The sequence below is a fragment of the Hymenobacter edaphi genome (genome assembly GCF_003258365.1).
GTDB lineage: Bacteria > Bacteroidota > Bacteroidia > Cytophagales > Hymenobacteraceae > Solirubrum > Solirubrum edaphi.
The window spans coordinates 1-16,022 of the sequence record NZ_QHKM01000002.1; the positions used below are offsets into that span (position 1 = coordinate 1).

At 66.8% G+C, this 16,022-nt stretch carries 5 protein-coding genes; 3 read left to right on the forward strand and 2 right to left on the reverse strand.

The features are described 5' to 3' along the window. Nucleotides 1-180: 180 nt before the first annotated feature. Nucleotides 181-1,143, reverse strand: coding sequence for an NAD(P)/FAD-dependent oxidoreductase (locus DLM85_RS07725; protein ID WP_111477540.1), 963 nt, complete (start codon nucleotides 1,141-1,143; stop codon nucleotides 181-183). 128 nt (nucleotides 1,144-1,271) lie between these two features. Here DLM85_RS07725 and DLM85_RS07730 point away from each other — a divergent pair, with 128 nt between their 5' ends. Continuing rightward, complete coding sequence (locus DLM85_RS07730) at nucleotides 1,272-5,021, forward strand: T9SS type A sorting domain-containing protein (protein ID WP_111477541.1); 3,750 nt, start codon at nucleotides 1,272-1,274, stop codon at nucleotides 5,019-5,021. A 123-nt stretch (nucleotides 5,022-5,144) separates the two neighbouring features. Here the strand turns inward: DLM85_RS07730 and DLM85_RS07735 are convergent, their stop codons facing one another. Then, nucleotides 5,145-7,895 (reverse strand): 4-alpha-glucanotransferase, encoded by a 2,751-nt coding sequence (locus tag DLM85_RS07735; RefSeq protein ID WP_111477542.1) that lies wholly within the window; start codon nucleotides 7,893-7,895, stop codon nucleotides 5,145-5,147. Between the two features lie 356 nt (nucleotides 7,896-8,251). Here DLM85_RS07735 and DLM85_RS07740 point away from each other — a divergent pair, with 356 nt between their 5' ends. Both DLM85_RS07740 and tamL read left to right on the forward strand, forming a co-directional pair. Continuing rightward, nucleotides 8,252-13,501 carry a translocation/assembly module TamB domain-containing protein gene (locus tag DLM85_RS07740; protein ID WP_133256956.1) on the forward strand — a complete coding sequence of 1,750 codons (5,250 nt, stop codon included), beginning with the start codon at nucleotides 8,252-8,254 and terminating at the stop codon, nucleotides 13,499-13,501. A gap of 35 nt (nucleotides 13,502-13,536) precedes the next feature. Then, nucleotides 13,537-15,915 (forward strand): translocation and assembly module lipoprotein TamL, encoded by a 2,379-nt coding sequence (gene tamL, locus DLM85_RS07745; protein ID WP_165822057.1) that lies wholly within the window; start codon nucleotides 13,537-13,539, stop codon nucleotides 15,913-15,915. The last annotated feature ends 107 nt before the right edge of the window (nucleotides 15,916-16,022 follow it).

Below are 16,022 nucleotides of genomic sequence, written 5' to 3' on the forward strand. Positions count from 1 at the left end.
AAGCCCCGGAGCGCCTATGGTACTGCCTTCGCCGGCGGGAGAGTCGGTCGCCGCCAACCTTATCACGCCTGCAGCCCCGCTGGTCCCTTACCCGGACCGCGGGGCTGCTCGCGTTTACAGCCCCCCCCCGCGGCCCGCCTGCCGGCGTAGCGCCCCGGGCCCCGCCGGCGGGCGGCCCGCCTACGCGCACTCCTCCCGCGTCAGTTGCTCGTTGCAGCTGATGCCCGCCTGCGCCCCTTCCGCTGCCGCAATTATGGCTTGTTGGGCGGCGGGGGTGGTATCACCGGCGGCGTATACGCCTGCTACGGAGGTCTGAATGCGCTTATCGACCCAAACGGCACCGCTACGCTGGAGCAGGCGACAACCTAGCTGTGTGGCCAAGTCGCTTCGCTGCTTTTGGCTGGAGTGAATAAAAAGGGCAGCACTGGGCAGAGTACTAGCATCTTTGAATTCGATGTGGTGCAGCTGGTGGTTGCGGCGGCCTACCAGCTCCCGGATGGGCTGCTCGTAGATAGCAATGCCGTGGCGTTTGAGGCGGTGGCGGGCGTGCTCCGACATGCCGGTCCAGCCATCGGTGCAGACGGTGACGTCTTTGGACCAGCGACTGATCAGTAGCGCGAAACCGGCAACGGACTTATCGGTGCCGTAGACGGCGACGGGCTGGTCGCAGATTTCGAAGCCGTGGCAGTAGGGGCAATGCAACACGCCGCGGCCCCAGAGCTCGTGCATGCCTTTGATGGGTGGAAGGATATCGATGACGCCGGTGGCGAGGATAATCTTGCGCGTGGTGAGTGCACGACCGGAGTCGAGGGTGAGGTGAAAGATGCCGGTTTCGGGGTCTTTCGTAGCCGTAGAGACGCAATTTTGCCGTTGCTCGACGGTGGGATAGGGTTTGAGCTGCTCGTGGCCGATGGCCAGCAATTCGTGGGGCCTGATTCCGTCGCGGGAAAGGAAGCCGTGGACGGCGGGGGAAAAGTGGTTGCGCGGGCGGCCGCCGTCGCAGAGCAGAACGCGGCGCCGGCAGCGGCCCAGGAGCAGGGCCGCACTCAGACCCGCCGCTCCGGCCCCGACAATGACCACTTCGTAGTCGGTGGCAGGGACGTGGCGCGGGCGTTTGAAAGGGCGGCGTTTGGATACGGGCATCAGCAAAGCAGTAAGGGTAGCTCAGGAATACCGCTGGCAGGGGCGTAGGGTTGTGCCAGCGGCTGAGGGGTAGTTGAAGGAGTTCAGGATTTTCTGGTACTTGGCCTTCCAACCTTTCCCCACTGCCTATGCGACACCTTATACTTCTGCTGGCGGCCTGCGGCCTCAGCACCGGAGCCCTGGCCCAACTGACGGGTACCAAAACGATTGATCCGGCGGGCTCGGGCCCGAACAACTACCTCACGTTTGCGGCGGCCGTGCAGGCGCTGAACGCGGGCGGGGTGGGCGCCGGCGGCGTCACGTTCCAGGTAAAGGCGGGGGCCACGTTCACCGAAACTATTCCCGCCATTACCGCTTCGGGCACGACGGCCAACTCGATTCGCTTCAGCAAGAGCGGCCGCGGGGCCAACCCGGTGCTGCAGCTGGTGGGGGCCGGCGCCAATGACGCCGTGCTGACCCTGGACGGGGCCGATTACGTGCGCCTCGACAGCCTGACGCTGCGGGAAAACCTGGCCAATACCACGGCGGCGGAAATGACGGAGTACGGCCTGTGGCTGAAGAACGGTGCCAGCAACAACACCGTGCAGGGCTGCAGCATCGAGCTGAGCCGCAGCAACGCCAATAAATCGTACGGGGTATACCTGCTGGATGGGAACAACAGCGCCAACCGGTTTTACAACGACGCGGTGAGCAATTGCACCAGCGCCTATTACCTGGCGGGCGCCACCGCGACCTACGACGCGGACAACGAAATCGGGACGCTGCCGGGCGGGCGCAGCCGGGTAACGCAGATCGGGCTGTCGGCGACGGGCGGGCCGCCTACGACCACCATTGTGTACGCGGTGTATCTGAAGTCGCAGCAGCGGGTGAAGGTATTCGGGCTGGAGCTGACGGACGTGCAGGGACCGGGCAGCGTGTACGGGCTGTACTCAACGGGCACCAGCAACTCGGCGGACCTGACCGACAACACGCTGCGCAACGTGGTGAGCAACGCCACGGGCACGGGCATCGTGGAAGCCATTTACATCGACGGCGGCACGACCTCGAACATCTTTCGCAACCGGCTGGACGGGGTGCGGGCGGGTGGCTCGACGGCGTTTGCCGTAGGCATCGACGTAACGGGCGGCTCCACCAGCAACGTGGTGAACAACTTCGTGCAGAACGTGGCGGCGCCGGCCAGCACGGCGGGCACGGCGGTGCGGGCCCTGAGTTTGCGCGGCGGCACCAATAACAACGTGTTTCACAACACGGTGCTGGTGGAGTACGCCGCCACGGTGGCCAGCAACAAGAGCGGGGCCTTCTTTATGTCGGGAGCCAACACGCCGGCGTATCTGGTCAACAACATCTTCGTGAACCGCGTGACGGGCCTGGGCACGGGCGGCATCGGAGCGGCTTTCTTCAAGGCCACGAACACGCTGACGACGCTGTCGGCCGGCTCGGGCAACAACCTGTACTACGCCGGCGCGCCTTCGGCCGAGCACCCGATTTTTTACGGGGCCAATGCCACGGCGCCCGCGCTGGCCGTGACGCTGACCGACTTCAAGCAGCTGGCTGCGCCGGCCGAGCAGGCTTCGGTGACGGAAAATCCGCCCTTCGTGAGCAGCACCGACCTGCACCTCAGCGCGACGACGCCGACCCAGGTGGAAAGCGGCGGGCAGAGCCTGGTGGGCGGTACCGGCGTGGGCACCGACATCGACGGGGAGGCGCGCAACGTGGGCACGCCGGATATCGGGGCCGACGAGGGCAGCTTTCAGCGCAGCGACCTGGCCGGGCCGGCCATTGTGCTGACGCCGCTGGGCAACACCAGCAGCCTGACGAGCCGCCCGCTGACTGGGGTGGCCATTACCGACGCCAGCGGGGTGAACGTGGCGGCGGGCACCAAGCCGCGGCTGTACTACAAGAAAGCTACCGACGCCAGCAGCTTCGCGGCCGCCAACGACGCCACCGGCAACGGCTGGAAATGGACCGAGGCCACCAACGCTGCCTCGCCCTTCAGCTTCCTGCTCGACGTGGCAAAGCTGCGCACGGCCCCGGCGGCCGGCGACTCCATTCAGTACTTCGTGGTGGCCCAGGACCTGGCCGCGACGCCCAACGTGACGGCCAGCCCCGGCGTGGGCTTTGCGGGCACTTCGGTGGCCGCCATCAGCAGCGCCCCCACGCGGCCCTACGTGTACCGGGTGCTGGGCTTTATCAGCGGGGTGAAGACGGTGGGCACTTCGGCCGCGGCCGACTACCCCACGCTGACGGCCGCCGTGGCCGACCTGAACCGCTCGGAGCTCAGCGGCAACCTGACCTTCCGCCTCATCGACGCCAGCTACGCGGGCGAGACGTTCCCGATAACCATCAACGCCAACCCCGGCACCCGGCCGACTCCGGCCACCGTGCCGCGGGCGGTGCTGATTCAGCCGGCGCCGGGTACGGGCCCGGTGCTGCTGCGCGGCACGGCCACCACGCCGCTGCTCATCATCAACGCCAGCTACGTGGGCATCGACGGGGGCACGGCGCAGAACCGGCGCCTGCGGCTGCGCAACGACGGGACGGGCGCGGCCAGCGGCGTGGTTTTCGCCTCGGGGCGCAACGTGGCCATCAGCAACACCGAGCTGGTAGCGGGCAGCAGCACGACGGGCTACGGCGCGGCGTTTGACGCCGTGGTGGCGGGCCGGCTGGCCAACTGCCTGGTGCAGCGCGCCAACGTGGGCGTGCAGCTGCAGAACAACTGCGACTCGGTGCAGGTGGTCGGTAACGTCATCGGGGCTACCGCCGCGGCCGAGAAAATCGGGACGACGGGCGTGGTAGTGCTCAGCAGCCAGCACTTCGACGTGCGCGGCAACACCGTGGCGGGCGTGACGCGGGCCAGCAGCCCGGCCGTGACGGGCGTGCAGGTGAGCGGCACCTCCCGGGAGGGCTTCGTGCGCGGCAACAGCATCAGCGACATCACCCACACCGGCAGCACCACGGCCACCGCGTACGGCGCCGTGGGCATCCGCCTGGCTTCGTCGGATGCGGCTGCGGCCATTCGGGTCGATAACAACATGGTCCGGGGCGTGCTCAGCTACGGCGACGACGGCTTCAGTTTTGCGCCGCACGGCATCCTGGCCAGCAGCGGCGGGGGCTACGCCATTGTATACAACACGGTGGCGTTGAGCGGCACGATGAGCGGCGGCGCGACGCCCCAGACGTCGGCCCTGCTGCTGAACACCGGCGTGACCAACGCGGCGGTACTCAACAACATTCTGGTCAACAACATCACCAGCACCCCGGCCGGCGGCAAAACCTACGCGATGCTGGTGGCGGGCCCGGCCGCCAGCACGCTGCTGACGAGCAACAGCAACGACTACTCCGTGAGTGGCCCGCAGACCGCGCTGGCCAGCATCGGCGGGACGGACGCGGCTACCCTGCCCGCCCTGCGCACCGCCACCGGGCAGGACGCCCGCAGCGTGTCGGTGGCCCCGGCCTTTGTCGCCGCCACCGACCTGCACCTGACCACCCAGAACTGCGCCCTGGTGGGGGTGGGCACGCCGCTGCCCAACGTGCTGACGGACATCGACGGCGACGGGCGCAGCACCACGGCGCCCGTCATCGGGGCCGACGAGGCCAGCATCTGCATCACGGCGGTGGCCCAGGCCCAGGCTGGCTGGCAGACCAGCGTGTACCCGAACCCTTCCGCCGGCCTGCTGACCGTGGCCGTGCGCGGCGCCCAGGGCGCGCTGACGCTGGAAGTGGTGGATGTGCTGGGCCGGCCCGTACACCGACAGCTGCTGCCCGCTGGATCGGAGGTCAGCCAGCCGGTGGACCTGCGCGGGCAGGCAGCGGGCGTGTACCTGCTGCGCCTGAGCAACGGGCGGGAAGTGAGCAGCAGCCGCTTGGTGCTGCGGTAGGCGCCTCGCCCTCCGGCCCCCTCTCCCTTGGAGAGGGGGAGCCGGACGATTCGTTTGTAAGCAACAAGCGCGGCGTCCCGGATGTGGGGCGCCGCGCTTGTTTGTTTCTGCCAGCTGCGTCGGTTAGTGCACCGGGCCGCGGCCGCTTTGCTCGACCAGCTCTTTGATCTGCTGGTTGAACGCTGACTCCTGCTTCAAGTCTTCGAGCGGGATGTGGAAGCGGTACTTCCAGAAGTGCTCAGGGTTGGCGGGCACGTTGATCTGCTCGTCCTGCGGGTTCGGGCGGCGCAGGGCCGGGTCGAGGGCCACCAGGTCCTGCAGGGGGAAGATGGCCCACATGGCGGGCGAGTAAAGGTGTTGCACCGTCATTTCCTTGGCCACCCAGGGCTCGGCGAAGTAGGGCGCCGTCTGGCCGCGGTGGCCCAGCAGCTGCTCGAAGAAGCGCTGGGTCCGCTCGTGGTCTTCTTCCCACCAGCCGCGCACGGTGCTCATGTCGTGGCACGAAGGGGACACCACGGAGAGGTAGGCCGCGTCGTTGGGGTGCGAGAATTCGATGCCGGTGGCGGCGGGCATGCGCTGGATGTTCAGGCCGAGCATGCCGAGCTGGCGCATCACCCCGGGCACCGAGGCGGGCACCATGCCCAGGTCTTCGCCGCAGATGAGCATGTCGGTGGCGTAGCGCACGGCGGGCAGCTTCACCAGGCCCTGCTCGCGCCAGAACTCGTCGTGGCGGCGGAAGAAGAAGTCGACGTAGAGGTCGTTCATGCGCTGGCGGGTGTGGTCGTCCAACTCGCGGAAGCTGCGCGACTTGTCCACCGTGATGCGCGGGTGCCAGAACTCCCCGTTCGAGCCCTCGGCCTCCACGAACAGCACTTCGGTGAGCAGGCGGTAGAGGCCGGTGCGCTGGCGCGTGAGCCGCTCCAGCTCGGCGCCCTCCGCAAATTCCAGGCGCGCCTCAAACACGGCTTCCACCTTGCGCTGGGTACTGACGGCCTCCTTCAGGCGGAAGGCCCCGTGGCCGATTTCGTCCAGGAATTCCTCGCGCACGGCGTGGGCGTCGGCCCCGAACAGCTCCTCCAGGATGTGCCAGCGGATGTAGGGTTGCGTCAGGCGCTGCCAGTCCCACCAGCCCAGCCGGTCGCGGATTTCGTCGCGGTGCAGGGGCAGGGCGGGCGAGAAGTGACCAAGCAGGCCCTCGACGGCGTGGTTGGGAATTTCCCAGATGCGGAAGAAGCCCAGGATATGGTCGATGCGCAGGGCATCGAAGTAGCGGCTGAGGTGGCCCATGCGCTGCTGCCACCACTGGTAGCCGTCCTCGGCCATCTTCTCCCAGTTGTAGGTGGGGAAGCGCCAGTTCTGGCCCGTCACCGAGAAGTCATCCGGCGGGGCGCCGGCCTGCTGGTCGAGGTGGTAGAGCTCGGGCTGGGTCCAGGCCTCCACCGAGTGGCGGTAGATGCCGATGGGCAGGTCGCCCTTGAGCACTACGCCGCGCTGCCGGGCGTACGCCACGGCCTCGCGCAGCTGCTTGTCGAGGTGAAACTGAATGAAGAGGTGTAGGCCGAACTCGTCAAACTCCTTGTGCTTGGGGTCGAGCAGGGCATCGAGCCAGGCGCCGGGCTGCTGAAACTCCTGGGGCCACTGGCGGAAGTCGACGGTGCGAAACCGGTCGCGCAGGCCGCTGAACACGGCGTAGGGCGCCAGCCAAGCCTGCTGCTCCTGGTAGAACTGCTGATATTCCTTGTCGGCCAGGAAGGCTTTCTTTTCCTGCTTATAGAGGGCGCGCAGGAACTTCCACTTAGCCTCCGTCACCGGCTGGTAGTCCACGAAGTCGCGCGTGTTGAGCAGCTCACGGGTTTCGTCCAGCTCCTTCTGCAGCGCAGCGTCCTGGAGTCGGGCAATGCGGTCGAGGTTGACGTACTGCGGGTGCAGCGCGAAAACGGAAATGGCCGCGTAGGGGTAGGAGTCGACCCAGGTGTGGGTGGCGGTGGTGTCGTTGATGGGCAGCACCTGCACCAGCTGTAAGCCGGTTTCGACGGCCCAATCGACCAGCAGCTTCAGGTCGGGAAATTCGCCCACGCCCAGGCCCTGCTTGCTGCGCAGGGCAAACACCGGCAGGGCCACGCCCGCGCCGTGCCAAGCGCCCTCGGGGTGGCGGTACAGCTCGTCGTGGCGCCAGCGTAGGGTGTCGCGGCCCTGCAAGGGCGGCAGCACGCGGTCGGGGCCGCCTTCCAGGTCGATGCACTGCTTTTTCGCCGGGTCGTAGAGGCCGTACTTGTAGATGACGGGCTTCTCGGCGTCCGCCAGCACCACGTCGGCCGACCAGGTGGGGAAGGTGGCGTCGGAGAGGACGAGCGGCCGGCGGTTGTCCCAGGCGCCGAGGGCTTCGTCGGAGCCGAGCACGCACAGGCACTGCCCGGGCGCGATGCGCGGGGCCGTGAGCGAAAAGCGCGTGGTGGCGTCGGCGGTGCGGGCCCGGGCCTTCGTGGGCTGGTGGCAGGGCGACTCGGCCGGGCGGCGGAAAATGGCCTGGGTGAAGGCGTTGGTTTGCAGCTCGTACTCGGGCAGCTCGGGCTGGTGCCAGAACTCGTCGACCACCACTGTGGTGTAGGCTTCGCCGGCGAGGCTGAGCGTACGGTCGGGGCCGCCCTCCCAGGTCACGGCGCCCGTGGTGTCGTCCACCAGCACGTATTTGTAGCGCAGCGCCGCGGGGTCGGCGGGCAGCTCCGTTTCGCCTTCCCAGGTGTTGGTGCCGGGGTAGTAGGTCAGGCGCAGGGCGTGGGCGGGGTGCCAGTCGCCGAGGGCGGGGCCGGTGCCGCGCACTTCGAGGCGCTGGCCCCAGGTCGTGAAATAGGGAATGCGGAAACGGAGGCGCATAAAAAAACGATGCAAGAAATCGGAGGGCAAAAGTCGGATATTTAGCCGATTCTACCGCAGATTAGAGGCAGAAGGTTTGCGCGGGCGAGTGAGGGTTTACTATACGCCCGGCCAAGGGCCCGGAACGGGCTCAGCGGGGCTTTTTACGCCGCGGGCCCGGGCGGCACGGAAGAAAGTCGAGCGGCCGCGGGAAGGTTTAGGGCAGCGCAGAAAGCCCGCAACAAATCGGGGCGCCGCCCAAGCCGGCGGGCCCACAAAAAAGGGGCCGATGTAACATTCTGGCTTCGTTGTTCGTCCGAAAGGGCTCAGTAGCCGTTCTGCTTTCGGGCGCACGGCACTCAGCCCTTCTCTCTCGCTTGGCAAACTCTACGAATACTACTCCACCCGCGGCGCCGGCTCCCCAGCCCGCGCCGCGCCACCGGCTGCCCGGGCCCCTGCGCTGGCTGCTCTGGGGCCTGCTGGGCCTCGTAGGTCTGATTGTCCTCGTGGCCATCGGGCTGTATTTCGCACTGCAGGTGCCCTCGGTGCAGGACTGGGCCGCCCAGAAAGCGGCCGGCTACCTGCAGGGCAAAATCGGCACCGAAGTGCGCATCAATAAATTCCGCACCGACTGGCGCCACGGCGTGGCCCTGGAAGGCGTGTACCTGGAAGACCAGAAGGGCGACACCCTGCTGTCGGTGGGCAAGCTGGCCGCCGGCATCGACCTGTGGGCCCTGGCCAAGTCGCAGATCAACGTGAGCAACGTGGAGCTGACCGACGGCACCGTCCACATTGCGCGCACCCTGCCCGACTCCACCTACAACTTCGACTACATCCTGGCGGCCTTCGCCACCGGCGACACCACCACCGCCACCCCGGCCGACTCCACCGGCGGCTTCAAGTACGACATCGGCGAGGCCCACCTGGCTCGCGTGTACCTGACCTACGACGACCAGGTGGACGGCATGAACGTGCGCGGCCGCGTGGGCGACCTGGCCGTGGCCATGAAGGAAGTGGACGTGGACCGCAGCATCTACCGGGTGGAAACGGCCAGCCTGAAGAACACCGGCATCAACATCCGGCAAACCAAGGTGCCGCCGGACACGCCCGCCGAGCCGCTCACGCTCACCTTTGGGCTGGGCCAGGCCACCCTCGACAACGTGGCCCTGAACTACGCCAATGACCCCTCCAAGCAGTACATCAAGACGCGCATCGGGCAGGCGCGGGTGACGGCCGACAACATCGACCTGATCCGGCAGCGCATCAACCTCAACTCGCTGGTGCTGCGCAACTCCGATATCAGCTACGCCCAGAACTCCACGGTGCCGGTGGAGCAGCGCGTGGTGAACCCGGCCGAAGCGGTGCAGAAAGTGGATTCGGCGGTGGCCCAGACCACCGGCGCGCCCACCAGCTGGCGGGTGGCCCTGCGCAACTCCGACATCAGCGGGGTGCGCTTCGCCTTCGACAACCTGGACGAGAAGCGGCAGCGCACCCGCCTGCCGGCCATGGACTACAACCACTTGCTGTTCGACTCGCTGGCCCTGCGCACCCGCGACCTGCTCTACACTGAAAACCGCACCACCGGCCGCATCGACCTGCTGCGGGGCCGGGAGCAGAGCGGCTTCCGGGTGGATAAGGCCCAGGCTGACGTGGTGTACGACTCGGTGCAGATCCGCCTCGACAACCTCGACCTCATCACGCCGCACACCCGCATCCGCCGCACCCTGGCCATCGGCTTCGACTCGCTGGGCGCGCTGGCTGACTCGCGTACCCTCGGCAAGACGCGCATCGAGGCCAACCTGCAGAACACCCGCCTGGGCTTCCGCGACATTCTGTACCTGGCGCCCGACCTGATTACCGAAAAGCCCTTTACCAGCGGCCCGAACCAGTCGGTGCTGCTGAGCGGGCAGGTAAACGGCCGCCTCGACAACTTCGCGCTCAACAACGTGGAAATCGTGGGGCTGCGCAACACCATCGTGAAGGCCTCGGGCCGCATCCAGGGCCTGCCGAATACCGACCGCCGCCTCTACACCGACCTGAACATCCGGCAGCTGACCACCACCCGCCGCGACCTGAACGACATCCTACCCGCCGGCACCATTCCGCAGGACGTTATCGAGCTGCCGGAGCGGGCCACACTTAGCGGTACCATCAAGGGGCGGCCCACGGCCAACGACCTCGCGCTGAACCTGAAGGCCAATACTTCCTTCGGCGGGGCTACCATTGCGGCCAATCTGCGGCCGGGGCCCACGGGCAAGGAGCCCATTGATGCCCGCTTCAACCTGCAGAACTTCCAGCTCGGCCGCTTGCTCAAGCAGCCCGACATCGGGCCGGTGACGGGCTCGGGCACGTACAAGGGCGTCGGCTTCGACCCCGAGACCATGCGCGGGCAGCTGACGGCCAAGCTGCAGCGGGCCCGCTACGGCAACTACACCTACCAGAACATCGACGCCAACGTGGGCATCACCGGGCAGCGCTACGACATTGCGGCGCGCAGCACCGGCGACTCGAACGCGGCCTTCAACATCAAGGGGGTGGTCGATCTGAGCAACCCGAATGCCCCGCAGTACTCCTTCGGCGGCTCCTTGCAGGGGCTGAACCTGACGGCGCTGGGCTTCTACTCGGGCGGGCAGCTCAGCCTGAAGGGCGACCTGGACGCCAACCTGCGCGGCTCCGACCTGAACTCTCTCAACGGCACGGTGAAGGGCGACAACGTGGTCATCAACCTCAACGGGCAGAGCATTCCGCTTGACTCGCTCGACGCCCGCATCCTGCAGCAGCCCGGCCGCACCGAGGTGGACTTCACCTCGCGCATCCTGCAGGCCACGCTGCGCGGCGACACCCGCCTCGGCGACATTGCCACCGAGCTGCAGCGCCACATCGACCGGTACTTCGACCTGCCGGACGTGCAGTACCGGCCCTCGGCGGTGGCGCGGCAGTTTACCTTCGACGTGAACGTGCCCAAGACCGGCGCGCTGCTGCTGCCGCGCTTCGTGCCGGGGCTCACCCGGATTTCGCCCTTCAAGCTGGCCGGCAGCTACGACAGCCGCGCCGCCAACCTGACGGTGCGCACCGACATTGCCCGCCTGCGCTACTCCGGCACCACCGTCGACTCGCTGAAGCTGCGCGTGACCTCCGACCCGCAGAAGCTGGACTACGGCCTGCTGATCGACCAGGTGCGCCAGGATACCACGCTGCGCATTCCGAACCCCTCGCTGACCGGTAGCATTGCCAACAACCAGATTGGCACCCGCCTGCGCATTGCCGAGTCGGACTCGGTGCAGCGGCTGAGCCTGGGCGGCACCTTGCAGGTGCTCAACGGGGCGCAGACCTACCAGTTCAGCTTTGCGCCCGACATCGTGCTCGACAACAAGCAGTGGACCGCCGCTCCCGGCGGGGTGGTGCGCTACACGCTGTCGACCGGCAACATCGATGCCCAAAACGTGCGCATCTCGCGCAGCCAGGGCGCCGCCGACCGGTTTCTGGCCCTGCAGACGCTGCCCGGCCCGCGCAACCCGCTGCAGGTGCAGCTCGGCAACCTCGACCTGAACGGCCTGGGCCGGGCCGCCGGCCTGCAGGATTCGCTGGTAGGCGGCACCCTCAACGGCCAGGCGGTGGGCTACAACCTGGGCCGCACCGGCCAAGCCTTTACGGCCGACCTGACGCTGGGCGGCTTTGCCTACAACAAATACGTGCTCGGCGACCTGCGCGCCCAGGTGCAAAACAATGTGGCCGACCGCTACGACCTGAACGCTCAGCTGACCAAGGACGACGGCACCGACGTGCGCGTGACCGGTAATTACCGCACCAGCGGCGCCATCGACGTGGTGGCTAACATCGCGCAGTTCAATCTGAAAGCCATTGAGCCCTTCTCGGCCGGACAGATTCAGGAGGCGACGGGCGCCCTGACCGGCCGCTTCACGGTGACGGGCACCACCGCCAACCCGCAGCTGCGCGGGGCGGCCCGCTTCCGCGACGGGGGCTTTACCCTGACGCAGCTCGGGGCCCCGTTCCGCCTTTCTGACCAGGAACTGACCCTAACCGACCGCGGCCTGCACTTCGACCAGTTTGCCATCATCGACTCCTTGGGCAGCCGCGCCATTGTGGATGGTTACATCGTGCCGGCGCGCCAGTTGGCGCAAGTGGGCCAGTACCGCCTGCAGCTCGACGTGAATACCGACCACTTCCTGGCCGTGCAGAGCACCCGCCGCGACAATCCGCTGTACTACGGCAAGCTGTTCGTGGACTCGGACAGCCAGGTGCGCGGCAACCTGCAGCGGCCCAACGTGCGCACCCGCGCCACCGTGGCCGAGGGCTCGAACCTGACCGTGGTGGTGCCCACCGACGAGGCCGTGGCCGTGGAGCGCGAGGGCATCGTGGTGTTCGTGGACAAGGACGCGCCCAAGCCCAACGCCGACTCGCTGCTGACGGCCATGGCCGACGACATCGACAGCGCGGCCGTGGCCACCGGCTACGACGTGCGCGCCAACATCACCGTCAACGACAACACGCCCTTCACCATCGTCATCGACGAGGCGGCCGGCGACAACCTGAAAGTGCGGGCCGACGGCACCCTGAACGCCACCCTCGACGAGCGGGGCGCCCAGACGCTTACCGGCCGGCTCGACGTAACCCAGGGCCAGTACGTGCTGAGCCTCTACGATTTGGCCGAGCGCAAATTCGATATTGCGCCGGGCTCGTTCATTACCTGGAGCGGCGACCCGTACAATGCCCAGCTCAACGTATCGGCCATTTACCGGGTGCGGGCCGTGGCCGCCGACCTCATTGCCAATCAGCTCGACGCGGGCTCGGAGCTGAGCAACCTCTCGCGCAACCGCCTGCCCTTCGAGGTGTACCTGAACGTGACCGACCAGCTGCTCAAGCCCACCATCGGCTTCGACATTCGGGTGCCCGAGGGCACGACCAGCCCGGTGGCCGAGCCGGTGCGCGCCAAGCTGGAGCAGCTGCGCCAGCCCAGCAACGTGAACGAGCTGAACAAGCAGGTCTTCTCCTTGCTGGCCCTGAACCGCTTCATCGCCGAAAACCCCTTCCAAAGCACCGCCGGCCCGGGCACCTTCGTGGGCAACCAGCTGCGCGGCTCGGCCAGCCAGGTGCTCACGGACCAGCTCAACAACCTCACCGGCGAGTACCTGGCCGGTCTGGGTCTGGAGCTGGGCGTCGACTCGTACACGGCCGTGACGGGCACCGGGGCCCAGCAAAACCGCACTGACCTGAACGTGGCCATGCGCCGGCAGCTGTTCAACGACCGTCTCTCGGTCCGCCTCGGCACCGACGTGCCGCTGGGCGGGGGCAGCAACGGCACCCAGGCCACCTCGGGCACGGCCGCCGCCAGCCAGTTTGCCGGCGACGTGAGCATCGAGTACAACATCCTGCCCGACGGCCGCCTGCGCCTGCGCGCCTTCCGCAACAACGCCTACGAGGACATCGACGGCCAATTCATCCGCACCGGCACCGCGCTCATCTTCCAGCGCGACTACAACTCCCTGCAGGAGCTGTTCCAGAAAGTGGCGCCGGAGGTGAAGCAGGCCGTGAAAACGGACCGCAAGGAGCGCAAAGCCGAAAAGGCCGCCGCCCAGGATACGCTTAAAAACAACGCCCTGAACTAGGACCGCAGATGTCAGAACCTACCCCGACGACGCCGATGCGGACGACTCACCCGGTGCTGCGCGCCGCCACGCTAGCGGGCTTGCTGCTGCTGGCCGGCTGCAGCGGCACGCGCTTCATTCCCGAAAACGACAAGCTCTACACCGGCTCCGCGGTGAAGGTGACTTCGCCTTACCCCATTGCCGACGAAGCTGCCCTGACCACGGAGCTGGAGTCGATGCTGACGCCCAAGCCCAACGCCTCCATCCTGGGGCTGCGGCCCAAGCTGTATTTCTGGCACATGGGCGCGGGCAAAACCAAGGGCCTGGGCAAGTGGCTGGCCGACAAGTACGGCGAAGCCCCGGTGCTGCTCAGCCAGGTGGACACGCAGAAGGTGAAAAACCTGATGCTCAACCGCCTCTACAACAACGGCTTCTTTGCCAATCCGGTGGTGCAGAGCAAGGTGACGGCCAAGGGGCGCACCGCCACCGTCGACTACACGGCGCGGGTGCAGAAGGCCTATACCATCAAGGAAATCCACTTCCCGGACCGCGACACGCTCATCGACCGCGACATCCGCAAGACCCAGGCCGGCTCCCTGCTGAAAGTGGGCGACCCGTACAACCTCAACCGCCTAATCGACGAGCGCACGCGCATCGACAACGAGCTGAAGCAGACCGGGTATTACTACTTCGCCCCCGATTACCTGCTCTACGAAGTCGACAGCACCGAGCACAACACGGTGGACGTGTACCTGCGGGTGAAGGGCAGCATTCCGAAGCGCGCCAGCAAGCCCTACGTGCTCAACCGGGTGACGCTGAACACGCGCTTCGGCCTGACGGACACCACCGAGAGCATCAAGCCCATCATCTACCAGAAGTTTCGCTACGTGCCTGATGAGGAGGTGTTCAAGGCCAAGGCCATTACCCGGGCCACCTTCCTCTACCCCGACTCGCTGTACCGCCGCCACCGCCAGGACCAGACCCTGAGCCGCCTGATGAGCCTGGGCACGTTCAAGTTCGTCGACATTCAGTTCCGGCCGGCGCGGCAGAAGCCCGACTCGGCCGGCTACGGCTTCCTGAACGCGCAGGTGCGCATGACGCAGCTGAAGAAGAAGTCCCTCCGGGCCGAAATTCAGCTGGTGCAGAAAACCAACGGCTTTACCGGGCCCGGCTTCACGGCGCAGTTTCGCAACCGCTCGGCCCTGCGCGGCGCGGAGCAGCTGATTCTGAACTTCGTGGGCACCTTCGAAACGCGCTCGGCCCCGCCCAAAGCCACGCCCGACGCGCCGGTGCTCGGCCTCTCGTCGGTGGAAGTGGGCGTGAACGGGCAGCTGCTGGTGCCGCGCTTCATCGCGCCCTTCGACATCCGGCTGCGCGAGTCGGACTTTCAACCGCGCACCACCTTCGGGGCGGGCTACCGCTACGTGGAGCGGCGGGAGTTTTTTCAGGAAGACTTCTTCAACCTGAACTACGGCTACAGCTGGAAAACCAAGATTACCAACGAGCACGAGTTCCGGCCCGTCGATCTGCAGTACATCCGCCTGGCCAACACCGAGCAGGCGTTCCGGGACCTGCTGGTGCAGCGACCCTTCCTGCGCCTGAGCTTCGAGCAGCAGTTCATCCCGGCCTCCTCGTACCGCTACACCTACAACACGCAGGTGTATGAGAAGCGCCGCGAGCAGGTGTATTTCAGCGGCGGGCTGGAGCTGGCCGGCAACCTGGCCAGCGCCGTGAGCCGGCAGAGCAGCACCACCGCCGACGGCCGCACCCAAAAGGAAATCTTCGGGCAGGCGTTTTCGCAGTATTCCAAGCTCGACCTGGAGTTTCGCAACTACTACCGCATCACCCAGAACCCGACCAGCGGCAACAAAATAGCCACCCGCGTGCTGCTGGGCCTGGGCACGCCCTACGGCAACTCCCGCGTGCTGCCCTACCTGAAGCAGTACGGCATCGGCGGGCCCAACAGCGTGCGGGCCTTCGGGGCGCGCTACGTGGGGCCGGGCACCTACCGCCCCACCGGCGCCAATCAGATCAACAACCGCTTCTACGACCAGGTCGGCGACATTCGCTTCGAGGTCAACGCCGAGTACCGGCAGGATCTGTTTCCCTACGTGAAGGGCGCCGTGTTCGTGGATGCGGGCAACATCTGGCTGGCCAACCCCGACCCGAGCCGCACCACCTTCGACAGCAACGGCAACCCCGACGGCAAAAACGGGCAGTTCCAGCTGAACTCCTTCTTCAAGGAGCTGGCCGTGGGCGCCGGCGCCGGCATCCGCGTCGACGTGCAGTTCCTCGTCATCCGCCTCGATTACGCCGTGCCCATGCGCGTGCCCTACTCTACCACCAACATTCCCTCGGGCGAAGAAGACACCATCCCGCGCGTCGGCAGCTTCGCCGACGGCCGCCTGAACCTGGCCATCGGCTACCCCTTCTAAGCGGTGAAATGGCGAGATGGTGAGTTTAACGTTCTGGCTGCCCTGAATGCACAAACGGCCCCGGCAACATCTGCTGCCGGGGCCGTTTGGCTTTCTTGATTTGAGCA